Source organism: Stenotrophomonas sp. YJH_SMC_27, from assembly GCF_059369815.1.
The window spans coordinates 1-22,857 of the sequence record NZ_JCAFTA010000026.1; the positions used below are offsets into that span (position 1 = coordinate 1).

Annotated in this window: 19 protein-coding genes and 1 pseudogene; 16 read left to right on the forward strand and 4 right to left on the reverse strand. The window is 67.0% G+C overall.

The features are described 5' to 3' along the window. Window positions 1–112: pseudogene (locus AC5P7R_RS22045) on the forward strand (IS110 family transposase); the annotation flags it as partial. Window positions 113–183: 71 nt separating this feature from the next. On the opposite strand, the gene AC5P7R_RS22050 reads toward AC5P7R_RS22045, so the two are convergent. After that, window positions 184–2,607: a penicillin-binding protein 1A gene (locus tag AC5P7R_RS22050; protein ID WP_227854444.1), complete on the reverse strand. Its 2,424-nt coding sequence runs from the start codon at window positions 2,605–2,607 to the stop codon at window positions 184–186. A 219-nt stretch (window positions 2,608–2,826) separates the two neighbouring features. Here AC5P7R_RS22050 and AC5P7R_RS22055 point away from each other — a divergent pair, with 219 nt between their 5' ends. From AC5P7R_RS22055 to AC5P7R_RS22125, 15 genes are all read left to right on the forward strand, one after another. Beyond that, the gene (locus AC5P7R_RS22055) at window positions 2,827–3,885 is read left to right on the forward strand and encodes a pilus assembly protein PilM (protein WP_005410860.1); all 1,059 of its coding nucleotides are present in this window, start codon (window positions 2,827–2,829) and stop codon (window positions 3,883–3,885) included. Continuing rightward, a complete protein-coding gene (locus AC5P7R_RS22060) occupies window positions 3,885–4,775 on the forward strand; it encodes a PilN domain-containing protein (protein WP_021203697.1) in 891 nt (296 codons plus the stop codon). The genes AC5P7R_RS22055 and AC5P7R_RS22060 overlap by 1 nt, the downstream gene beginning before the upstream one ends. Further along, window positions 4,772–5,449 carry a type IV pilus inner membrane component PilO gene (locus tag AC5P7R_RS22065; protein ID WP_019659993.1) on the forward strand — a complete coding sequence of 226 codons (678 nt, stop codon included), beginning with the start codon at window positions 4,772–4,774 and terminating at the stop codon, window positions 5,447–5,449. The genes AC5P7R_RS22060 and AC5P7R_RS22065 overlap by 4 nt, the downstream gene beginning before the upstream one ends. Next, window positions 5,449–5,982 (forward strand): pilus assembly protein PilP, encoded by a 534-nt coding sequence (locus AC5P7R_RS22070; protein ID WP_019659994.1) that lies wholly within the window; start codon window positions 5,449–5,451, stop codon window positions 5,980–5,982. Before AC5P7R_RS22065 ends, AC5P7R_RS22070 begins: the two co-directional genes overlap by 1 nt. Window positions 5,983–6,003: 21 nt before the next feature. Next, window positions 6,004–7,977, forward strand: coding sequence for a type IV pilus secretin PilQ (locus AC5P7R_RS22075; RefSeq protein WP_111098865.1), 1,974 nt, complete (start codon window positions 6,004–6,006; stop codon window positions 7,975–7,977). Window positions 7,978–8,179: 202 nt separating this feature from the next. Then, a complete protein-coding gene (locus AC5P7R_RS22080; protein WP_227854442.1) occupies window positions 8,180–9,205 on the forward strand; it encodes an AAA family ATPase in 1,026 nt (341 codons plus the stop codon). A gap of 8 nt (window positions 9,206–9,213) precedes the next feature. Next, window positions 9,214–10,143: a DUF58 domain-containing protein gene (locus tag AC5P7R_RS22085; protein WP_495214185.1), complete on the forward strand. Its 930-nt coding sequence runs from the start codon at window positions 9,214–9,216 to the stop codon at window positions 10,141–10,143. Next, entirely contained in the window at window positions 10,140–10,589 is a 450-nt protein-coding gene (locus AC5P7R_RS22090) for a DUF4381 family protein (protein ID WP_019659998.1), read from the forward strand. Before AC5P7R_RS22085 ends, AC5P7R_RS22090 begins: the two co-directional genes overlap by 4 nt. Further along, a complete protein-coding gene (locus AC5P7R_RS22095; RefSeq protein WP_227854440.1) occupies window positions 10,586–11,590 on the forward strand; it encodes a vWA domain-containing protein in 1,005 nt (334 codons plus the stop codon). Before AC5P7R_RS22090 ends, AC5P7R_RS22095 begins: the two co-directional genes overlap by 4 nt. Beyond that, the gene (locus AC5P7R_RS22100) at window positions 11,587–13,425 is read left to right on the forward strand and encodes a vWA domain-containing protein (RefSeq protein WP_495214186.1); all 1,839 of its coding nucleotides are present in this window, start codon (window positions 11,587–11,589) and stop codon (window positions 13,423–13,425) included. The genes AC5P7R_RS22095 and AC5P7R_RS22100 overlap by 4 nt, the downstream gene beginning before the upstream one ends. Then, entirely contained in the window at window positions 13,422–15,128 is a 1,707-nt protein-coding gene (locus AC5P7R_RS22105) for a BatD family protein (RefSeq protein WP_227854438.1), read from the forward strand. The genes AC5P7R_RS22100 and AC5P7R_RS22105 overlap by 4 nt, the downstream gene beginning before the upstream one ends. A gap of 57 nt (window positions 15,129–15,185) precedes the next feature. Then, complete coding sequence (locus AC5P7R_RS22110; protein ID WP_021203689.1) at window positions 15,186–16,505, forward strand: dicarboxylate/amino acid:cation symporter; 1,320 nt, start codon at window positions 15,186–15,188, stop codon at window positions 16,503–16,505. Window positions 16,506–16,841: 336 nt separating this feature from the next. Then, a complete protein-coding gene (gene tkt / locus AC5P7R_RS22115; protein WP_227854437.1) occupies window positions 16,842–18,839 on the forward strand; it encodes a transketolase in 1,998 nt (665 codons plus the stop codon). 271 nt (window positions 18,840–19,110) lie between these two features. Further along, window positions 19,111–19,389 (forward strand): type II toxin-antitoxin system RelE/ParE family toxin, encoded by a 279-nt coding sequence (locus AC5P7R_RS22120; protein ID WP_010484073.1) that lies wholly within the window; start codon window positions 19,111–19,113, stop codon window positions 19,387–19,389. An 11-nt stretch (window positions 19,390–19,400) separates the two neighbouring features. Further along, a complete protein-coding gene (locus tag AC5P7R_RS22125) occupies window positions 19,401–19,706 on the forward strand; it encodes a HigA family addiction module antitoxin (protein ID WP_021203687.1) in 306 nt (101 codons plus the stop codon). Between the two features lie 86 nt (window positions 19,707–19,792). On the opposite strand, the gene AC5P7R_RS22130 is transcribed toward AC5P7R_RS22125, so the two are convergent. The 3 genes from AC5P7R_RS22130 to AC5P7R_RS22140 all read right to left on the reverse strand — a co-directional run. Continuing rightward, window positions 19,793–21,745, reverse strand: a complete 1,953-nt coding sequence (locus tag AC5P7R_RS22130; RefSeq protein WP_329858910.1) for an acetyl-CoA hydrolase/transferase C-terminal domain-containing protein — start codon at window positions 21,743–21,745, stop codon at window positions 19,793–19,795. A gap of 34 nt (window positions 21,746–21,779) precedes the next feature. Continuing rightward, window positions 21,780–22,337 carry a flavin reductase family protein gene (locus tag AC5P7R_RS22135; RefSeq protein WP_495214188.1) on the reverse strand — a complete coding sequence of 186 codons (558 nt, stop codon included), beginning with the start codon at window positions 22,335–22,337 and terminating at the stop codon, window positions 21,780–21,782. An 84-nt stretch (window positions 22,338–22,421) separates the two neighbouring features. Continuing rightward, window positions 22,422–22,857: IS3 family transposase (locus AC5P7R_RS22140; protein ID WP_495214189.1), on the reverse strand; the 436-nt coding region annotated here is incomplete at its 5' end.

The window sequence follows — 22,857 nt, forward strand, 5'->3', positions numbered from 1 at the left end:
CAACATCCTGGCCAGAAAGCTGGCCAGGATCGCTTGGGGCGTCTTCAAGAGCGGCCGGGACTTTGACCCGGCCATGCTGAAAGTGGGTCAAGCCTGCTTCCAGCAGGCTTGACCACGAACATAGGATCTCGGCTCTACAGAGGCGGTGCCAACCAACGGTTGGCACCCACCGAATCCTGCCTCTTAGAAGATATCGAACGCGGCGGCGTCGGCCTGCGGCGTATTGAGGTTCAGGTCGTAGTCGGTCAGGCGGTCCATGTCTTCCACCTTCACCCACTCGGTCGCGCCGTTGAGGGTGGCCTGGACCATGCCGCTGGGCGGCTCGTTCTGCGCGATCGGGGTGTCCTTCAGCGCGGTGCGCATGTAGTCGATCCAGATCGGCAGGGCGGCCTTGCCACCGTATTCGCGGTAACCCAGCGAGCGGAAGTCGTCGCGGCCCACCCACACGGTGGTCACGTACGGGCCGCCGAAGCCGGAGAACCAGGCATCGCGGTGGTCGTTGGTGGAGCCGGTCTTGCCGCCCACGTCCTCGCGGCCGAGCACCTTGGCCTGCACGCCGGTACCGCGCTGGACCACGTCGCGCATCATCGACACCAGCTGGTAGGCGGTGCGGGCGTCGATCGCGCGTGGGGCGGTGCGGGCATCGGGGTTGACCGGCGCGGCCGGGGTCTCGGCCTTGGCTTCGGCCTTGGCCGCAGCAGCCGGGGCCACCTTCGGGGCCGGGGCGCCGAAGTTGAAGCCGTCCACCACCTGGCTGACCGGCTGGTCGCTGCTGCCGGCGCAGTCGCGGCAGGCCATCGCCGGGTTTTCCTTGAACACCAGGTTGCCGTCGCGGTCGTTCACCTGGTCGATCAGCCAAGTGTCCACGCGCGAGCCGCCGTTGGCGAACACCGCGTAGCCACGGGCCACCGACAGCGGGGTGAGCGAGGCGGTACCCAGCGACATCGACAGGTTCGGCGGCAGTTCCGATTCGGCGAAACCAAATTCGCTGATGTACTTGCGCGCGTAGTCCACGCCCATGCCATCGAGCAGACGCACCGAGACCAGGTTGCGCGATTGCACCAGCGCTTCGCGCAGGCGCATCGGGCCGCGGAAACCGCCGCCGTCGTTCTGCGGAGCCCAGGTCTTGCCGCGGCGGTCGCGGAACACGACCGGGGCGTCGAGCACGATCGAGGCCGGGTTGTAGCCCTTGTCGAAGGCCGCGGCGTAGATGAAGGGCTTGAAGCTCGAACCCGGCTGGCGGCGGGCCTGGGTGGCACGGTTGAACTTGTTGCCGGAGAAGCTGAAACCGCCAACCAGCGCCTTCAGTGCACCGCTGTGGGCATCCAGCGAGACCAGCGCGGACTGGCCGCGCGGGAGCTGATCCAGCAGCCACTCCCCTTCCTTGGCACCGGCACGCACGCGCACGATGTCACCGCGCTGCACCAGCTTGCCCGGGGTCTTGTTGGTCCACTTGGCGGCACCGGCCGGCAGCACGATCTCGGTCCGGTTGGCCAGCACCACCGTGGCGCTGCCATCGGCACCGGTGCTGGCAACGATGGCCGGCAGCAGGCCGGCCTGGCCGTACAGGCCACGCAGGTGCTCGGCCAGGGCGGCGGCGTCTTCGCCGGCACCCACCTGCACCTGCTTCTCCACGCCGTGCCAGCCGTGGCGGTGGTCGTACAGCAGCAGGCCATCACGGACGGCCAGGTTGGCGGCGGTCTGCAGGGTGGAGTCGATGGTGGTGGTGACGTGGTAACCCTTGTTGACCACATCGCCGCCGAAGCGGGCGATCATCTCCTGGCGCACCAGCTCGGCCACGTAGGGCGCGTCGACCTGCACCGGCGGCTCATGCGCGGTGGCGTGCATCGGCACGGCCTTGGCCGCGTCGGCTTCGGCCTGGCTGACGAACTTCAGGTCGGCCATGCGCTGCAGCACATAGTTGTCACGACGCTGGCGGGCGCGCTCCGGGTTGGAGATCGGGTTGCCCGAGGACGGGAACTTGGGGATGCCGGCCAGCGAGGCCATCTCGTCCAGGTCCAGCTCGTTGAGCTTCTTGCCGTAGTAGAACTCGGCGGCGGCGGCCACGCCGTAGGCGCGGTTGCCGAAGAAACTCTTGTTCAGGTACAGCTCGAAGATCTCGTCCTTGCTCAGTTCGGATTCGATCTTCCGCGCCAGCAGGATCTCGGCCAGCTTGCGGGTATAGCTGTACTCGGAGCTGAGGAAGAACTGGCGGGCCACCTGCTGGGTGATGGTGGAACCACCGGGCACGCGCTTGTCGTTGGTGGTGGCCAGCAGCCAGACCGCGCGGCCGATGCCCTTGTAGTCCACACCGCCATGCTCGTAGAAGCGGGCGTCCTCGGTTGCCAGGAAGGCCTGCTTCAGCTTCTCCGGCACGTCCTTCATGGTGATCGGGGTACGCCGGGTCTCGCCGAACACCGCCATCAGCTTGCCGTCGGCGGCATAGACGTACATCGGCTCCTGCATTTCCACGTCGCGCAGGGTCTGCACGTCGGGAAGCTTGGAGGACACGGCGTAGTACAGACCGCCCACGGCGGCCGCGCCGATCAGCGCCAGGACCAGGACAATCAGGAAGATCCAGCGCAGCCAGCGGCGGAGTCGAGTCATCGGGTTCAGATTCCGATTGCGAATTTCGTGGTCGCAGAGTATAGATTACGCAAGGTGGCGGCTGGGGTCGGCACCGGGGAGCGCAAGGGGAACAGTCAGGGGCTGCATCGTGAATCCGTGAGGAACTTCACAGCAGGGCCGTTGCCATTTGCTAAGAATACGTTATTAATGCTCGGGCGCAGGTCTTGCGTCCAAGTGCCCGTCGGCAGGGGAGAAACCGTGGGGCTCATCCCAAAAAGTCAGTCGCCGCTTGTAGGCGTCGACATCAGTTCGACTGCGGTAAAGCTTTTGCAGCTGTCCCGCAGTGGCAATCGTTTTCGCGTGGAACATTACGCTGTGGAACCTCTTCCGCCGAATGCGGTGGTGGAAAAGAACATCGTCGAAGTGGAGGCCGTAGGTGAGGCCATCCGCCGTGCGATGAACCGCTCGGGGAGCAAGGCCAAGCTGGCCGCTGCCGCCGTTGCCGGTTCGGCGGTGATCACCAAGGTGATCCCGATGCCGGCCGAGCTCGACGAGAACGACATGGAAGCCCAGATCGAGCTGGAAGCGGTCAACTACATTCCGTACCCGATCGAGGAAGTGAACCTGGACTTCGAGGTGATCGGGGCGATCCCGAACAACCCGGAGATGGTCCAGGTGCTGCTGGCCGCGTCGCGTTCGGAGAACGTGGAACTGCGCCAGTCGGCCCTGGAACTGGGTGGCCTGCAGGCCAAGGTGATGGACGTGGAGGCCTTCGCGGTCGAGAACGCCTACGCCCTGGTCGCCAGCGAGCTGCCGGTGTCCATCGACGGCGTGGTCGCGCTGGTGGACATCGGCGCCACCATGACCACGCTCAATGTCCTGCGCGGCGGCCGCAGCCTGTACAGCCGCGAACAGGTGTTCGGTGGCAAGCAGCTGACCGACGAGATCATGCGCCGTTACGGCCTGAGCTACGAGGAGGCCGGCCTGGCCAAGCGCCAGGGTGGGCTGCCGGAAAGCTACGAGATGGAAGTGCTGGAGCCGTTCAAGGAAGCCACGGTCCAGCAGATCAGCCGCCTGCTGCAGTTCTTCTACGCAGGCAGCGAGTTCAACCGCGTCGATCACATCGTGCTGGCCGGCGGCTGCGCCGTGCTCGGTGGCCTGCCGGAAATGGTCGAGGAACAGCTGGGCGTGCCGACCGTGGTCGCCAACCCGCTGGCGCAGATGACCCTGGGGCCGAAGGTGAACGCACATGCGCTGGCCCAGGATGCCCCCGCGCTGATGATCGCCACCGGTCTGGCGCTGAGGAGCTTCGACTGATGGCACGCATCAATCTATTGCCCTGGCGCGCCGAGCGGCGCAAGCAACGCCAGCGCGAGTTCTACGCAATGCTGGGCATGGCCGCGATCGGTGGCCTGCTGCTGTCGCTGGTGATCTGGTTCTATTACGACCGCCAGGTGAGCGGCCAGATGGACCGCAACGCCTATCTGGAAGCCGAGATCGAGAAGGTCAAGGAACAGAACAAGGAGATCGACCGCCTTGACGCGCAGAAGGAACGCCTGCTGGCCCGCAAGAAGGTCATTGAGGAACTGCAGGCCAAGCGCTCGCAGATGGTGCACCTGTTCGATGCGCTGGTGCGCACGATTCCCGATGGCCTGGTGCTGACCGCGCTGAAGCAGGAAGGCGACGTGCTGACCCTGGAAGGGCGCACCCAGTCCAACGCCCGTGTTTCGGCGTACATGCGCAACCTGGAAACGTCCGGCTGGATGACCAACCCGGAACTGTCGATCATCGAAGCGCGTGACCCCGAGAAGGACAAGGACGGCAAGACCGGCCCGGTTGCGGACATCAAGGCGCTGCCCTACGTGTTCGTGGTCAAGGTGAAGCTGCCGGCGCAGAGTGAGGAAGTGGCCGCTACGCCAGGCCTCAACGCCGATGGTTCGGTGGCAACGCCGGCGCCGCCCGCAGTGGCCCCGCTTGCCGCCGGCCCGGATGCAGCGGCGCCCGCCGCGCCGGCCGCAGGCCAGCCCGCTGCTGCTCCGGCTGCACCCGCCCCCGCCGCCGCTCCGGCCAACGCACCTGCTGCCACCCCGGCCGCGCCGAACCCGCCGGCAGCCCCGGCTGCCAAGCCTGCGCCGAAGCCCGAGGGCAGCCGCCTTGCACAGCCGCCGCAGGCCTTCAACGCCCCGCTGCAGGGGGATCGCGCATGAGCCAGAAAATCGATCTGAAGAACCTGGATTTCAACGACATCGGCAACTGGCCGCAGAAGGCCAAGATCGTCTTCTGCTCGCTGTTGGCGCTGGTGATCATGTTCGTTGCGTGGATGCTGCTGATCAGTGGCAAGCGCGAGGAACTGGCCGGCCTGGAATCAAAGGAAGTCGACCTGCGTGCCGAGTTCACCAAGCAGCAGGAACGCGCGGTGAACCTGGCGCCGCTGAAGCAGCAGCTGGCACAGATGGAACAGGTGCTGCAGCAGATGCTGCGGCAGCTGCCCAGCAAGACCGAAATGCCGGACCTGATCATCGACATTTCGCAGACCGCGTTGTCCAGCGGCCTGACCAACGAGCTGTTCGAGCCGGAGCAGGAGCAGGTCAAGGAGTTCTACGCCGAAAAGCCGATCAAGCTGCGCATGGTGGGCAGTTACCACCAGTTCGGTGCCTTCGTCAGTGGCGTGGCGTCGCTGCCGCGCGTGGTCATCCTGACCATGCACGACATCAACCTCAAGCCCAAGGACAAGACCAGCGGCAATGCCCGCAGCGGTGCGCTGGAGCTGTCCGGCACGGTCAAGACCTATCGCTATCTGGATGAGACGGAAGTGCAGGCGCAGCAGGCTGTCGCCGATGCCGAAGCGAAAAAGAAGAACGGCAAGGGGGGCAAGAAGTGATGCGCACGTACATCGCACGCAGTGCAGTGGCGTTGGCGGTCCTGTTGCTGGCCGCCTGTGGCCGCGGCGTGACCAGCACGCCGGGTGATGCGCCCAACCTTGAAAAGTGGGTGGAAGGCGAGCGTGCCCGACCGGCGCAGCCGCTGGAGCCGCTGCCGGTGATGCAGCAGTTCGAAACCTTCGAATACTCCGCACAGGGCCTGCGCGACCCGTTCACCGATGCCTGGACCAATCCGCAGCAGGGGAATGGCGGATTGCGTCCGGATCCGAACCGGCGCAAGGAGCCGTTGGAAGGCTTCCCGCTGGATGCACTGGACATGGTCGGTACCATCGGCACCGGCGCCGCTACCGTGGCGCTGGTGATGGGGCCGGACAAGGTGACCTACCGGGTACGCCCGGGTGGGTACCTGGGGCAGAGCGACGGGCGGGTCACGGCGGTCTTCGAAGACCACGTGGAGCTGATCGAACTGGTGCCGGATGGCGCGGGCGGCTGGCTGGAACGGCCGGCAACGCTCTCGCTTGAAGATCAATGATCGTTTACTGGGGATAGCACGATGACCTTTCACCAAGCCAAGGGGCTGCGTCCCATCCGGCGCTCTACCTTGAACCGTGTCAGCGCGTTGGGAGTCGCGCTGATGCTGGCCTGCGCTCCGGCGCTGGCCGCCGCACCGGCCGAGAAGCCGGTGGGCGCCACCGTGGCTCCGGCGGCAGCGCCGGCCGGCCTGTCGGTGGCCAAGATCGATTTCAAGCGCGGCGATGATGGCGCCGGGCGCCTGATCGTCCAGTTCGACGGCCAGGGCGCGGTGCCGGATCTGCGTACGCAGGGCAACAGCGTGGTGGTCGATGTCGGTAACGCCCGGCTGCCGGCCAACCTGCAGAAGCCGATGAACGTCACCGACTTCGCCACGCCGGTGCAGCGCATCGACGCCAAGCCGTCCGGTGCCGGTACGCAGCTGGTGCTCAGTACCGGTGGCGCGGTGGAGTCGCTGGCCTACCAGAGCGGCAACGAGTACGTGGTGGAGATCAGCCCGCGGCAGGCGCCCGCCGCGGTGGGCGCGGTTACCGCCGGCAGCGTCACCCAGGCCGCCAAGGCGGTGGGGCAGCGTGGCTTCACCGGCAAGCCGGTGACCTTCAACTTCCAGGACGTGCCGGTGCGCACCGTGCTGCAGTTGATCGCCGAGGAATCCAATCTCAACGTGGTGGCGTCCGATTCGGTACAGGGCAATGTGACCCTGCGCCTGGTCAACGTGCCGTGGGACCAGGCGCTGGACATCGTGCTGCGCGCCAAGGGCCTGGACAAGCGTCGCGATGGCAGCGTGATCTGGGTCGCTCCGCAGGCTGAGCTGGCCAAGTTCGAGCAGGAGAAGGAAGACGCGCGCATCGCCATCGAGAACCGCGAAGACCTGGTCACCGATTACGTCCAGATCAACTACCACAGCGCCACGCAGATCTTCAAAGCGCTGACCGAGGCCAAGGGCATCGGCGGCGGTGGTGGTGGCGGCAATGGCGGTGGCGGCGGTTCGTCGCAGGAAGACAGTGGTTTCCTGTCCTCGCGCGGCCGTATCGTGGCCGACGAGCGCACCAACACGCTGATGATCAGCGACATCCCGAAGAAGATCGCGCGCATGCGTGAGCTGATCGGCGTGATCGACCGTCCGGTTGACCAGGTGCTGATCGAAAGCCGTATCGTCATCGCTACCGATACCTTCGCCCGCGAGCTGGGTGCGAAGTTCGGCATCAGCGGCAGCCGCGACAACGTGTACTTCAGCGGCAGCCTGGATGCCAATGCCGAAACCCGCAAGTCGCAGGTCGATACGGCGCAGGCCAACGCCAAGGCGATTCGCGAGTGGCAGGCCGGCGGCAGCGTCGGCCCGGCGCCGATTCCCAGCGGCCCGACCATCAAGCGCGGCCTGAACTGGAACCTGCCGGTGGCCGCAGCCAACAACCCTGGCTCGCTGGCGCTGTCGATCCTCAACGCAGGCTACCTGCTGGACGTGGAGCTGTCGGCCATGCAGGAAGAGTCGCGAGGCGAGGTGATCTCCAACCCGCGCGTGGTTACCACCAACCAGCGCGAGGCGATGATCAAGCAAGGCAAGGAAATCGGCTACGTCACCATCAGCGGCACCGGTGCTGCCGGTGGCGCCGGCTCCACCCCGAATGTGCAGTTCAAGGAAGTGGTGCTGGAACTGCGGGTGACCCCGACCATCACCAACGACAACCGCGTGTTCCTCAACATGCAGGTGAAGAAGGATGAGGTCGACCGCCTGATCGAACTGCAGGGCTACGGCACGGTGCCGTCGATCAACCGCCGCGAGGTCAACACCGCGGTACTGGTCGAGGATGGGCAGACCGTGGTCATCGGTGGCGTGTACGAGTTCACCGACCGCAGCAGCATCAGCAAAGTGCCGTTCCTGGGCGACGTGCCGTTCCTGGGCAACCTGTTCAAGAAGCGCGGCCGCAACAAGGACAAGGCCGAGCTGCTGGTGTTCGTCACGCCGAAGGTGCTGCGCGTGGCCAAGCAGAACTGAGCCCGCGCCACCCGCGCAACGCAGAAGGGCCGCCATGCGCGGCCCTTCTGCGTTTCCACCCGTAGATCCACGCCATGCGTGGATAGCCCAGTAGATCCACGCCATGCGTGGATGGGCCGTTCAGCCGTTCTTGATGCCAATCGCAGGGCACCCTGCGATGATGTCGGGAACCCGTGCCGTCCCGCGCCGGTCAAAGGCCCCCATGAACCTGCCACCGCCGATGCCCGAAACCGTCTCGCCGCCGCCCGCGCCGGCCGCCTCCCGCCTGCATGGCGCCTTCACCCAGCTGGGCGATGCCCTGTCGGCCGAGATCGTCGGCCAGGCGGCACTGGTCGAACGCCTGCTGATCGCGCTGCTGGCCGATGGCCACCTGTTGGTGGAAGGCGCTCCGGGCCTGGCCAAGACCACGGCGATCCGTGCGCTGGCCTCGCGCCTGGAGGCGGATTTCGCCCGCGTGCAGTTCACCCCGGACCTGTTGCCGGCCGACCTGACCGGCACCGAGATCTGGCGCCCGCAGGAGGGCCGCTTCGAATTCGTACCCGGCCCGATCTTCCACCCGATCCTGCTGGCCGATGAAATCAACCGCGCGCCGGCCAAGGTGCAGTCGGCGCTGCTGGAAGCGATGGGCGAGCGCCAGGTCACCGTTGGCCGCCACACCTACGCGCTGCCGCCGCTGTTCCTGGTGATGGCCACGCAGAACCCGATCGAGCAGGAAGGCACCTTCCCGCTGCCCGAAGCACAGCTGGACCGGTTCCTGATGCATGTACGCATCGGCTACCCGGACCAGGCCGCCGAATCGGAGATCCTTCGGCTGGCCCGCGACCGCGCCCGTGGCGCGCTGGGCGAAGCCGCACCGGCGGCGGAAAAGCTGCCGATGCAGGATGTGTTCGATGCCCGCCGCGAAGTGCTGGACCTGCACATGGCGCCGGCGCTGGAACGCTACCTGATCGAGCTGGTGCTGGCCTCGCGTGATCCGCCGCGCTATGACGCTGGCCTGGGCCGCCGCATTGCCTGGGGCGCCAGCCCGCGCGGTTCCATCGCACTGGAACGCTGCGCGCGTGCGCGCGCCTGGCTGGCCGGCCGCGATTTCGTCACCCCTGATGATGTGCGTGCGGTCGCTGCTGACGTGTTGCGCCATCGCGTGCTGCCCAGCTACGAAGCCACCGCCGAAGGCTGGGACGGCGAACGCCTGGTGCAGGAACTGTTGGCCCGGGTGCCGGCACCCTGAGCCTGCGCATGGCCGATCCATCCCTGCACCACGCCTCTTCCGTCAGCGACGGTGACGGGCTGCGCCCGCAGCTGGCCGAACTGGTAGCGCTGCGCCGCCTTGCACAGCGACCGCCGCCGCCACGCCGTGGCCGCGCCGGCAACGCGGGGCAGGCGCCGTCGCCGCTGCGTGGGCGTGGCATGGAGTATGCCGAGTCACGCGAGTACGTGGCCGGTGATGATGCGCGCCATATCGACTGGCGGGTGACCGCACGCACCGGTCGTGCCCACACCAAACTGTTCCAGGCCGAACGCGAGCGGGTCAGCCTGATCGTGGCCGATACCTCGCCGGCGCTGTACTTCGGCACCCGCGTGCGCTTCAAATCGGTGCAGGCCGCACGTGCCGGTGCTGTCGCCGCGTGGTCGGCACAGCGTCGTGGTGATCGCATCGGCGCCCTGCGTGGCAGCGACCGTGAACCACCGATCGCACCGGCAGGTGGCCCGCGCGGCGTGCTGCGCGTGCTGGATGCGCTCTCCCGGTGGTATGCGCAGCCACCGGCCGATGACCTTGGCCTGGAGCGCGCGCTGGACCATGCCGGTCGCGTCCTGCGCCCGGGTGCACGCGTGCTGGTGCTGGCCGACCCGCAGCAGGCCATCCGTATTCCGCCTGCGCGCTGGAGTGCGCTGGCCCAGCACCATGACCTCAGCCTGGTGCTGCTGGTCGATCCATTGGAACTGCAGCCTCCATCGGCTGCGCTGCAGTTCCAGACCCTGCAGCAGCGCATCGGCCTGGACCTGCGGCGCAGCGAGGTGCAGGCCCATTGGCAGGCCCACTTCGTCGAACCATTGCAGGAACTGCGGCGCCAGCTGGGGGCGCGCCGTGTCGATGTGCAGGTGCTGTCCACCGATGCGCCCAGCGATGCCTGGCTGGCACCATCGCCCACCGAGGTGCCGGCATGAGTGCCAACCTGCCGCTGCGCGACGTCCAAGTGCCACCGCCTCCGTCGTGGTGGCCACCGGCGCCGGGCTATCTGATGATCGGCGGTGGGGTGCTGCTGTTGCTGGCGGCGATGGCCTTCGTGTGGTGGCAGCGCCGCCGACGCTGCCAACGCTGGTTGCAGCTGTTCGATCAGGAGCTGGCAACCACCGCCGATGCGGCTGCAGAACTGGCGGCGATTGCAGGACTGCTGCGTCGCGCCGCGCGCCAGGCACAGCCCGGCAGTGAATCCCTGCGCGATGATGCCTGGTGGCAGCGCGTGGATCCGGAAGGCACGCTGCCCGCGGCGCGTCGCAGCCTGCTGGCCGAAGGTGCCTATCGCCCACGCGTGGACGCCAACGATGTGGCGGCGCTGCGCAGCTGGGCGCGCGAGCGCTACCTGGCCATGCTGCTGGAGCGGCGCCGATGAACCTGCTGGCAAGTTACTGGCCATGGCCGGACCTGCAGCTGGCATGGCCGCTGGCCCTGCTGGCGCTGCCGTTGCCGTTGCTGGTGCACTGGTGGAAGCGTCGTGCCGATCCCGGCGCAGCACTGCGCGTGCCCTATGCGGCGACGGAACTGGAAGCGCTGGCCGGTGGCGGCCGCGTTGATGTGTCGTGGCTGCGCACGCTGCTGTTGTGGCTGGGCTGGTGCGCGCTGTGCGTCGCACTGGCACGCCCGCAACAGCTGGGCGAAGCAATCACCCCGCCGCAGCAGGGCCGGCAGATGATGCTGGCGATGGACGTGTCCGGCAGCATGGGCGAGGGCGACATGGTGCTGGGTGGACAGGCGGTGGATCGCCTGACCGCAGCCAAGGCCGTGTTGGCCGATTTCCTGGATCGTCGTGCCGGCGACCGCATCGGCCTGCTGATCTTCGGCGACCGCGCTTACACGCTTACGCCGCTGACGGCCGATCTGGCCAGCGTGCGCGACCAGCTGCGCGACAGCGTGGTTGGCCTGGCGGGTCGCGAGACGGCCATCGGTGATGCCATCGGCCTGGCGGTGAAGCGCCTGCGCAGCCAACCCGAAGGCCAGCGCGTATTGATCCTGCTGACCGACGGCGTCAGCAACGCCGGCGTGCTGGAACCGCTACGCGCGGCGGAGGTGGCCCGCGCCGAGGGCGTGCGCATCCACACCGTCGCGTTTGGTGGCGATGGCAGCATGCGCCTGTTCGGTATTCCCATTTCCGCCGACCAGGACCCGGTCGACGAGACCACGTTGAAGAAGATTGCCAGCATGACCGGTGGCCAGTTCTTCCGCGCGCGTGACACCGCGCAGCTGGCCGGGATCTACGCTGAACTGGACCGGCTGGAGCCGATCGCCGCGAAGGGGCCGAGCCTGCGCCCGCGCGAAGAACGTTATGCCTGGCCATTGGGGGTGGCGTTGCTGCTGGGCGTGCTGGCGTGGCTGTGGCCGGAGCGTCGCCGATGACCGCGCTTGCTTCGAATCTTCCCGATTGGAATGCGCTGCACTTCCTGCGCCCGGAATGGCTGTGGGCCTTGCTGGCTTTGCCGGTCATTCTTGCACTGGCGCTGTACCGGCAGCGGCGCAGCGATGTGTGGCGAACAGCGGTGGATGCCCACCTGTTGCCGCATCTGCTGGCCGCGGGCACGCGCCGCCGCGTACGCCTGCCCTGGGCCGTGCTGCTGGGCTGGACGCTGGCCTCGCTGGCCATGGCCGGGCCGAGCTGGCGCCAGCAGGCACAGCCGATGTTCCAGGCCAGCGCACCGCTGCTGGTCGTGCTGGATCTGTCCAGCCGGATCAATGCCACCGACCTGCCGCCGTCGCGCCTGCTGCAGGCCCGGGCGAAAGTGGGTGATCTGCTGCGTGCCCGCCAGGGCGGACAGGTGGGCCTGGTGGTCTACGCCGAGGATGCCTACACCGTGGCGCCACTGACCGACGACGGCAGCAACGTTGCGCTGTATCTGGACGCGTTGTCGCCGGATGTGATGCCACGCGACGGCCAGCGTGCCGACCGCGGTATCGACTGGGCGACGCGGTTGATGCGCCAGATCGGGGCATTGCGGGGGCAGATCCTGCTGGTCAGCGATCAGGCGGATGATGAAGCGGCACTGGCCGCCGCGCAGGCGCGCAGCCTCGGCCTGCAGGTGTCGGTACTGGGCCTGGGCACATCTGCCGGTGCGGCGTACCGGGATGGCAGTGGGCAGATCCGCCAGGCGACGCTGGATGAAGGCAGCCTGCGTGCGGTGGCTACGGCCGGTGGTGGCCGCTATGTCCGCATCGCCGCCGATGCCAGTGATCTGCGCGCACTGGGTGTACTGGATGCACGCGAAGGTACTGCGGCGCAGCGGCCCGGGGAGGGCAAGCAATGGCGTGATGAAGGGTTCTGGCTGCTGCCACCGGTGATGCTGCTGGCGCTGCTGGCCTTCCGCCGCCGCGCGCTGCTGGTGGCAGTGCTGGCGGTGGGTCTGCTGCCATGGATGAGCGACGTGCAGGCGCAGGCGCCTGCCGCGCCCGCCGCACCGCCAGCGCAGGGCACGCTGTGGAAACGCGCCGACCAGGTGCAGCACCAGCGCTTGGCCGAAGGTGCGCAGGCGTACCGCAATGGCGATTTCGCCAGTGCCCGCAAGCAGTTCGAGGGCATCGACAGCGATGCGGGCTGGTACAACCTGGCCAATGCACTGGCCCGCCAAGGCCACTACGACGAAGCCATTGCCGCCTACGACCGCGCGCTGGCGCTGCATCCCGGCATGGCCGATGCGGTCGCCAACCGTGCCGTGGTCGATGCCGCGCGCAAGCGCAAGCAGTCCGGTGGCAAAGGCCAGGATCAGCAGAAACCACCGCAGAACGGGCAGCAGAAGCCACCGCAGAACGGCCAGGGGCAGCAGAATCCGCAGGGCCAGAAGCCGCAGCAGGGCCAGCAGGATCCTGGCCAGGGCCAGCCGCAACCGGGCCAGCAGGGGCAGCCCAAGCCCGGTGACGACAAGAACCCGTCGAGCCCGCAGCCCGGCGAGCGCGGCCGCGATGGACAGCCGGCGCCACCACAGGTGGAGGATGCCAAGGCACAGGCCCGGGCCGATGAGCAGCAGCGCCAGCGCATGCAGCGGGCAATGCAGCAGGCACGTGAGGGCAAGGGCGAACAGGACGGCAAGCCCGTGCCCGGCAGCGACGGCAGCACTGCGCGCCAGCGCGAGGAGCAACAGGCGGTGGAGGCGTGGATGCGACGCGTGCCGGATGATCCGGGTGCATTGCTGCGGGCCAAGTTCCAGCTGGAAAACCAACGCAGGAAGAGGGAAGGGCGATGACGCGGGCGATCAACATGCACAGGCACTGGCCCCGACAGGTACTGGCGGCGTTGCTGCTGTGGCTGCCGCTGCTGGCCTGGGCGCAGCCGCGCGCGTGGCTGGACCGCGACCGCATCGCGTTGGGTGACACGGTCATGCTCAATGTCGAGAGCGACCAGGGCGCGCCGGACTTCACGTCGTTGCGTACCGACTTCAATCTCAGCGGCCAGACCAGCAGCCGTCAGGTGGAGTGGAGCAATGGCAGCATGCAGCAGCGCACTCTGTATGGCGTGGCACTCACGCCGCGGCGTAGCGGTGCGCTGGTGGTGCCGGGCCTGCAGGTGGGCAGCGTACGTACTGCGCCGTTGACCCTGCAGGTGGATGCCGCTGCCGTGGCCGGCCCCGACAGCAACGCAGTGGCCTTCATCGAAACCGTCGTCGATGACGAGACGCCGTATGTGCAGCAGAGCGTAGGCGTGGTGGTGCGGTTGTATTTCGCTTCGCAGCTGGCCTCCGGCGAACTGGTGCTGGATACCCCGGCCGGTGCGTCGTTGCAGCGGGTGGGCGATGACCGCACCGATGTGCGGCAGGTCAATGGCCGCCGCTACAACGTGGTCGAGCGGCGCTTCCTGCTGATTCCTGAGCGCAGCGGTGCACTTCGGCTGGCCGGTGCGCGTTTCAGTGGGCGCAGTGCCGGTGGCTTCTTCGACGACTTCTTTGGCGGCGGCGACGGGCGGATGAATGCCACCGGCGCCGACCGCACGTTGCAGGTTCAGGCACAGCCGGCACAGGCGCCGCAGCCGTGGCTGCCGCTGCAGGGCCTGCAGCTGCGCTACACCAGTGCACCGACCAGCGCACGTACCGGTGAGGCGGCCAACGTGGTGGTCGAGGCGATTGCCGACGGTGCCACCCGCGCGCAGTTCACCGACCTGCCGGTGCCCGACGTCGGCAGCGCCGCACAGGTGTTCGCCGAACCGGCGCAGTACGAAGAGAGCTTCAACGGCAGCACGCCGCGCCTGAAGATCACCCGCCGTTATTCGATCGTGCCGCGCCAGCCGGGTTCGCTGGTGGTGCCGGGGCCGCGCCTGCCGTGGTGGGATGTTCGTGCGGGCAAGCCACAGGAAGCGAAGCTGCCGGACCTGACACTCGCCGTCGCAGCCGGTAATGGCGGTGGCAGTGCTTCACCTGCGCCGCTGCCGCCGATCGACACAGATGCTGCGCTGCCGGGGGGCGATGGCCAGGACAGCCGTATCGCGGCCACCGATCCGCGCGCCAGCGGCCTGGCCGAGCGTCCGTGGCCATGGATGGGCGCCGCTATCGGCCTGGCGCTGCTGTGGCTGCTGACCCTGCTGTGGGGCTGGCAGCGTGGCCGTCGCCCGCGCGTGGCGCCGCCTGAGGCGGGCAGGGGGGCTGTGGCGACTGGACGTGCCGGCCTGGCCGAACTGCGCCGCGCGCTGGATGGCGAAGGCTTCGATCAGGTAGAAGCTCAGCTATGCGCGATGGCCGGCGTTGAACGCATCGAGCAGGTCATCGCCCGGTTGGATGACCCGGCCCAGCGCCAGGTGCTGCAGGACCTGCAACAGGCCCGCTGGGGCGGGCAGGGTGATCTGGCGCCGCTGCGCACGCGCCTGCGCGGGGTCTTCCGTGACGGACCGCACTGGTCGGCGGCGGCGATCACCGCTGACACTGGCCTGGCGCCGCTGTATCCGCCGCGGCGAACCTGAACCGGCGCCGCTTGCGCGCTTTGTTAGAGTGCATTCATTTTTCGAGGAAACCCGCGCATGACAGCAGCTGCTGCCGACAAGAAGAAGTTGCCCCTGCATTGGAAGATGGGCATCGGCTTTGCGATCGGCCTGATCCTGGGATTGATCGTGCACGCCCTGGGCGGCAGCGTCGAAGGTCTGCAGGCCGGTGCCAAGTGGGTAATGGACTACGTCACCACCCCGGCTTCGGGCCTGTTCCTCAACCTGATCTTCATGCTGATCGTGCCGCTGATCTTCTCGGCGCTGATCATGGGCGTGTCGGAGATGGGCGACATCCGCGCCCTTGGCCGCATCGGCTGGAAGACCCTGGCCTATACCGTGCTGTTGTCCGGCATTGCCGTGGGCATCGGCCTGGTGCTGGTCAACCTGCTCAAGCCGGGCGCCGGCGTCGATCCGCAGGTCGCCGCCATGATGCTTTCGGAGAACGCCGAGCGCAGCAAGGAAATCGTTGCCGGCATCCATGGCACGCCGAAGGGCATGGACATGCTGTTGTCGATCGTGCCGAGCAACGTGCTGCAGGCCGCGTCCGACAACGGCGCGATCCTGTCGCTGATGTTCTTCGCGCTGATGTTCGGCATCGGCATGGTGTTGACCGACGACGAGAAGGTCGCCCCGCTGCGCCGCGCCATCGAAGGCGTGTTTGAAATCTCGATGACCCTGATCAACCTGGTCATCCGCCTGGCCCCGTACGCGGTGGCCTGCTTCATGTTCAACCTGGCCGCACTGTTCGGCTTCGAGCTGATCATCCGCCTCGGTGCCTACGTGGGCGTGGTGGTGCTGGCGCTGGGCCTGCACATGATCGTGACCTACGGCACCGCCGTGTGGCTGTCCGGCCGTTCGCCGCTGTCGTTCTTCCGCGATACCCAGGAAGCGACGGTGATGGCGTTCTCCACCGCCTCCAGCAACGCCACCCTGCCGACCGCGCTGCGCGTGGCCGACCAGATGGGCCTGCCGCAGCGCGTGTCGCGCTTCGTGCTGACCGTGGGCGCCACCGCCAACCAGAACGGCACTGCGCTGTTCGAGGGCGTGACGGTGATCTTCCTGGCCCAGTTCTTCGGCGTGGACCTGAGCATCGGCCAGCAGATCATGGTGATGGCGGTCTGCATCCTCGGTGGCATCGGTACCGCTGGCGTGCCATCCGGCTCGCTGCCGGTGGTGGCGATGATCTGCGCCATGGTGGGCGTGAACCCGCTGGGCATCGGCCTGATCCTGGGCGTGAACCACTTCCTGGACATGTGCCGTACCGCACTGAACGTGACCGGCGACCTGGCCCTGACCACCCTGGTGGCCAAGGGCGAAGGCCACGATGGCCCGGCGCTGGGCCCGCAGCAGGACTGAGTCCGGATTCCCGCCCCCGGACTCCGGGGGCGGGTAGTGCCGGCCGCTGGCCGGGTACGCGTCATCGCATGCGCGCTGCCGCTCCCACGTTCCGCGATGCGAATCGTAGGCCCCCCTTACCGGCCTCCACACCCCCGCGCCTAGGGCGCAGCCCCCGGACTCCGGGGGCTGTAGTGCCGGCCGCTGGCCGGCAACTTCATGATCTTCATTGAATTCTGCGCACTTGGCGGCCAGCGGCCGGCACGACCGGACAAGGTGAACCGACCCCCCGCCCGGCGACTATGGGACAATAGGCCGCCCGCACGTCCGCGGCCGCCTCCCGATTCCGACAGAACCATGACGCAGCCTACCCGTCGCCAGTTGGCCAACGCCATCCGCTTCCTTGCCGCCGATGCGGTTGAAACCGCAAAGTCCGGCCACCCCGGCATGCCCATGGGCATGGCCGACATCGCCGAAGTCCTCTGGAACGACTACCTCCGCCATAACCCGAGCAACCCGCACTGGTTCAACCGCGACCGTTTCGTGCTGTCCAACGGCCATGGTTCGATGCTGCAGTACGCGCTGCTGCACCTGAGCGGTTACGACCTGCCGATCGAGCAGCTCAAGTTGTTCCGCCAGCTGGGCAGCCACACCGCCGGCCACCCGGAGCGCCATGAGACCCCGGGCGTGGAAACCACCACCGGCCCGCTGGGCCAGGGTTTCGCCAACGCCGTGGGCTTCGCCCTGGCCGAGAAGCTGCTGGCACAGCGCTTCAACCGCCCGGAGCTGGAAGTGGTCGACCACCGCACCTGGGTGTTCATGGGCGATGGCTGCCTGATGGAAGGCGTGTCGCATGAAGCGGCGTCGCTGGCCGGTACCTGGGGCCTGCACAAGCTGGTCTGCTTCTGGGACAACAACCACATCTCCATCGACGGCAACGTCGAGGGCTGGTTCACCGACAACACCCCGGAGCGTTTCGAAGCCTATGGCTGGAACGTGGTCCGTGACGTCGATGGCCACGACCCGGAAAGCATCAAGGCCGGCATCGAGGCCGCGCTGTCGCAGAGCGACAAGCCGACCCTGATCTGCTGCCGCACCACCATTGGTTTTGGTTCGCCGAACAAGGCGGGCAAGGAATCCAGCCACGGCGCACCGCTGGGCAAGGACGAACTGGAAGCCACCCGCAAGCAGCTGGGCTGGGAATACGGTCCGTTCGAGATCCCGCAGGCGATCTACGACGGCTGGCGCGCCAATGGCGCCGGCACCCTGCGCCAGGCCGAGTGGGAACAGCTGTTCGACAAGTACGCCAGCCAGTACCCGGGCGAGGCCGCCGAACTGACCCGTCGTTCGCACGGCGAACTGCCGGCCGACTTCGTTGCCAAGGCCGATGCCTACATCGCCCAGGTGGCGGCTGAAGGCCCGACGATCGCCTCGCGCAAGGCCTCGCAGCTGGCCATTGAAGCCTATGCTCCGCTGCTGCCGGAAATCGTCGGCGGCTCGGCCGACCTGGCGCACTCCAACCTGACCCTGTGGAAGGGCAGCAAGTCCGTTGCCAGCGACGACGCCAACGCCAACTACGTGTACTACGGCGTGCGCGAGTTCGGCATGACCGCCATTGCCAATGGCCTGGCCCTGCACGGTGGCTTCATTCCGTTCGACGCCACCTTCCTGGTGTTCAGCGACTACGCTCGCAACGGCGTGCGCATGAGCGCGCTGATCCCGGCCCACGCCATCCACGTCTATACCCACGACTCGATCGGCCTGGGCGAAGACGGCCCGACCCACCAGCCGGTGGAGCACCTGGCTTCGCTGCGCTACATCCCGAACAACGACGTGTGGCGTCCGTGCGATGCGGTCGAGTCGGCAGTGAGCTGGAAGGCCGCGATCACCCGCCAGGACGGTCCGAGCTGCCTGGTGTTCAGCCGCCAGAACCTGCCGCACCAGCCGCGCAACGCCGAGCAGATCGCCCAGATCGAGCGCGGTGGCTACGTGCTGGCCGATGCCGCCGGTACCCCGGACGTGATCCTGATCGCCACCGGTTCGGAAGTGTCGCTGGCAACCGAAGCCAAGGCCCAGCTGGACGCGGCCGGCCTCAAGACCCGCGTGGTCTCGATGCCGTCCACCGACGTGTTCCTGCGCCAGGATGCGGCCTACCGTGAATCGGTGCTGCCAAATGCCGTGCGCAAGCGCGTGGCCGTGGAAGCCGGCGTGACCGGTTTCTGGCGCCAGTTCGTCGGCCTGGACGGCGCGGTGGTCGGTATCGACACCTTCGGTGCCTCGGCGCCGGCCGACCAGCTGTACAAGCACTTCGGCATCACCACCGCCCACGTGGTGGAAGCGGCCAAGTCGCTGTAAGCAGCATCGCAGCGTGATGCAGGAAAGGCCGGCGCAAGCCGGCCTTTCTCGTTTTCCTGGGTAGATCCACGCCATGCGTGGACGAGAAAAGGGGACGGCGTGTTCCGCCCGACGGCGCCGCTGTCGCGTTGGCCTCTTCATCTGGCCTGCGTTCCTTGCGAAAAGGAGAGTCTGCCGAGACAACCTCAATAGTAAAAATGGTCAACAAGCGCGGCGCAGAAACCTATACTGGATTTGCGGAGTGTAAGGTGTGGCCTTACACTGGTGCTGCATGATCGTCAGCTTCAGGCATAAGGGCCTGAAGGCGCTCTATGAGCGGGGCGACATTTCCGGAGTCCGTGCCGATCATGTGGCTCGGTTGCGGCGTTTGCTTCTGCAGTTGGATCAAGCCCGGCTGCCTGGAGACATGGGGCTGCCCGGAAATCGCCTGCATCCCCTGCACGGAAGCTATAGCGGCTACTGGGCTGTGAATGTCTCGGCGAGTTGGCGATTGGTGTTCCGCTTTCGTGGGCTCGACGTCGAACTGGTCGATTACCTTGATTACCACTAGGAGTCTGCTCGATGCCGTTGCATGATCCGCCGCATCCAGGAGAATCGCTGCGCGAAGACATCCTGCCGGCGATCAGCATGTCCATCAGTGCGCTGGCGCAGCACCTTGGTTATTCCCGTGGACAGCTGTCGACCATCATCAACGGGCACGCCGGCATCTCTGCTGAACTCGCGTACCGTCTTGAACTTGCGGGCCTCGGCAGTGCTCGTATGTGGCTGGCGATGCAGGCGGCCTATGACCTGTGGCAGGTCGAGCATCGAGAGCATCCGCCCATTGCCCGCCTGTATCTTGAGGATGCAGTGAGGATAGAGCGGTAGATCCACGCCATGCATGGATGAAAAAGGGGACGGAGGGGATCAAGTCGTCTGTGCATGAACGACTTGATCCCCTCCGTCCCCCTTTCTCAGGCAGTGCGTGCCAGCGCCAGGCGCAGCAGTCGCGCGTCCAGGCGCTCTGCGAAATCCGTCGGGGCCTGTAGACCCATGCGCTGCAGGTACACCGCATCGCCGTCGCCGGCCGGTTGCCGCAACGCTGCCCAGACGGTACGCAGCTTGTCGCCGCGGGTCTGCGTGTTGGCCTTCAGCCAACCCAGCGCTTTCACCAGCACCTGCTCGATCTCGTTGAAGTCGCTGCCCAACGGATAGTCCGGCAGGCTGCCATCGGCGCGGAACGGTGCCAGCGCTGCCGCCAATGCCTGCGGCGTATTGCGCTGCAGGCGCACCGGGTGCGGTTGCGCGGTCGCCAGCAGCTTGCGCGCGGCATGTGCCTGCTGCAGCAGATCGCCCTGGAACGGGGCTTCGGTGATCGCGGTCATCGCATGCACGCAGTCCTCGTCGGTCAGACCTCGCAGGTCGGCGATGCCGTACTCGTTCAGGTAGATATCGCGCAGGTGGCGCGGGATGGTGGTGTGCCCGTAGTTCCAGCGCACGTTGGATTCGCGGCGGCCCTTGTCATCGCGCGCGGCGCGGAACATCAGCACGCTGCGCGCTTCCGGCAGGGCATGTGCCATCGCCACGAAGTTGTATTGGCCGCCCACGCCGGATACCACGCGGCCATCGTCCAGCGCGTCCGACACCGCCGCGCCCAGCGCGGTGGCCATCATGCAGGAGTTGAAGAAGCGCGCATGGCGGCGCTGCAGGCGTTCCAGCGTTTCGTTGCCGCCGTACAGCTGGTTGATCTCGCTGATGCGGCGCATGCCGATCGCGCGGCATTCGTCTTCCGGCAACGTGCGCAGCCATTCGTAGAATTCCGGCGAGCCCAGGTAGAACGCGCCGTGCAGGTACTCACCCTCGGCGGCCAGGGTGGCGTGGTCGATCGACAACGTGCTGCCGTTCTCGATGCGCTGCATCAGCGCCAGGTCGTCGTGCACCTTGCGCTTGATCACCCCGGTCTGCACCAGCCGGCGGAAGCCCTCGTTGAGCATCTCGCTGCAGCCGTACAGGCCCACCTCGAACGGATCCAGTCCGCCGATTTCCTGCACCAGAGGGTGGCTGGCCAGCTGCGGATCCAGCGCGTGCAGCACGCGGCGGTAGCGGGCGTTGTCGGTGTGGCGCAGCACCAGCGCGTGGCTGAGTGCATCGGCCAGCGTGCCGATACCGATCTGCAGGGTGCCGCCGTCGCGCACCAGCGTGCTGGCGTACAGGCCAATGGCGTAGTCGGCATCGCCGACCGGCTGCCGCGGCAGCCCGAACAGCGCCGGGTACGGCGGTGGCGGGGTGATCACCAGATCGAAGAACGACACATCGACCGTGGCCGAGCCGCCCATATAGGGCAGCTGCGGATCGATCTCGGCGATCATCAATGGGCGCTGCAGGCCGCGCGCGGTCATCGCATCCAGCGTGTCCTGGGTAATGTCGTTGTTGCACGACAGGGAAAGCCGGCGGTCGTTCGGGCGCATCGCCACCTTCTGCACGATCACCTGCGGTGCGCGCTGCGCCACCGCGTCGGCGGCATGGGTGTAGTTCAGGCTGGTATAGCTGGATTGTGCCTGCCGCGACCCGAGCAGGGCGCCGGACTGCATGTAGAACTCTTCCACCTGCACATGTGCCGGCAACGCGTCGCGCGCGATCGCATCGGCATAGGCCAGGCGCGGGAAATCGTCGCCGAAATGGCGCTGCGCGAACGGCGCCAGGAAGCGCGCTTCCAGACCGTTGCCGCGCGCCTTCGGCGGGTTCAGCGACAGTGCGGTATACAGCTGCAGCGGCCGCGAAGGGTCGTGCTCGACGCGTGCGTAGAGGGCATTGAGCAGCCGGTGCGGCTTGCCCAGTGCCAGCGGTGCCCCGATCCGCAGCGGCCCGTCCACGCGCGCAAACAACCAGTCGACGGCGGCGTCCAGGTCGGTGAGGTGTTCGGTCATGCGGGGCGGTCCTGCGTGTGGGGGAGTGCGGGCATTACAGCATGTCGGGCTTTAACCGCCGTCGACGCGAGACTTCCGCGCCGGACACCATGAACTGCCCATCGCCGCGGTAATGCACCGTGCGCGGCAGCTTCGGCCGGGGCGCGACGTGGGCGCGCACGATTTCCCAGATGAACAGGTTGCTCGATGCCACCTGGCTGTCGTCGTACAAGCGGCATTCGAAGTTCGAGTGGCATTGCCCGACCAGTGGCGCGCCGACCTCGCGTGCGGGCAACGCGTCGAGCCCGAACCGGGCGAACTTGTCGACCTCGCGGCCGCTGCAGTTGCCGATGTCGACCACGGTATCGAGCAGCTCCACGCCGGGTACGTTGATCACGCACTCGCCACTACTGACGGCCAGTGCATGGCTGTGGTTTTCATTCCACAGGTAGGTGGCGACCAGCGACGGCGAAAAGCCCATCACCATGTGCCAGCCCATCGTCATCAGGTTGCGCTGGCCCTGCCACGCGGTACTGACCAGCACGATCGGGCCGGGTTCGAGGAAGCGGCGCGCCTGCTCGACCGGGAAATCCTTCTTGGGCAGCGCTTTCATCCGGGGCCTGGGGCGGGAGGAATCGATGCTGGCGCAGCCGGGATGAACCCGGAGTTGAAGTGACCCCCGAGACTTGGACAGGGGTCAGGCGGCCGATTGGGCCTGTTGGGTCTGCTCCCGGTACTGTACCGGGCTCAGGCCCTTCAATTTCAATTTGATTCGCTCTTGGTTGTAGTACTGGATGTATTCCACCAGCCCCGCCTCCAGACTCTCGATGCTGTCAAAGCTGTTCAGGTAAAAGAACTCCGACTTCAGCGTCCCAAAGAAGCTCTCCATCGCTGCATTGTCCAGGCAGTTGCCACGCCGGGACATGCTTTGTTTCAAAGAGTGCTTTTCCAGCATGTGCCGGTAGTTTTCATGCTGGTACTGCCAGCCCTGATCGGAGTGGATCATGGGGCGCTCATCCGGCGAAAGCTTCTTGATGGCCTCCTCCAGCATCTGACCTACCAGATCGAACACGGGCTGGCGCTTGATCTGATAAGCCACGATTTCGCCGTTGTAGAGGTCCATGATCGGCGAC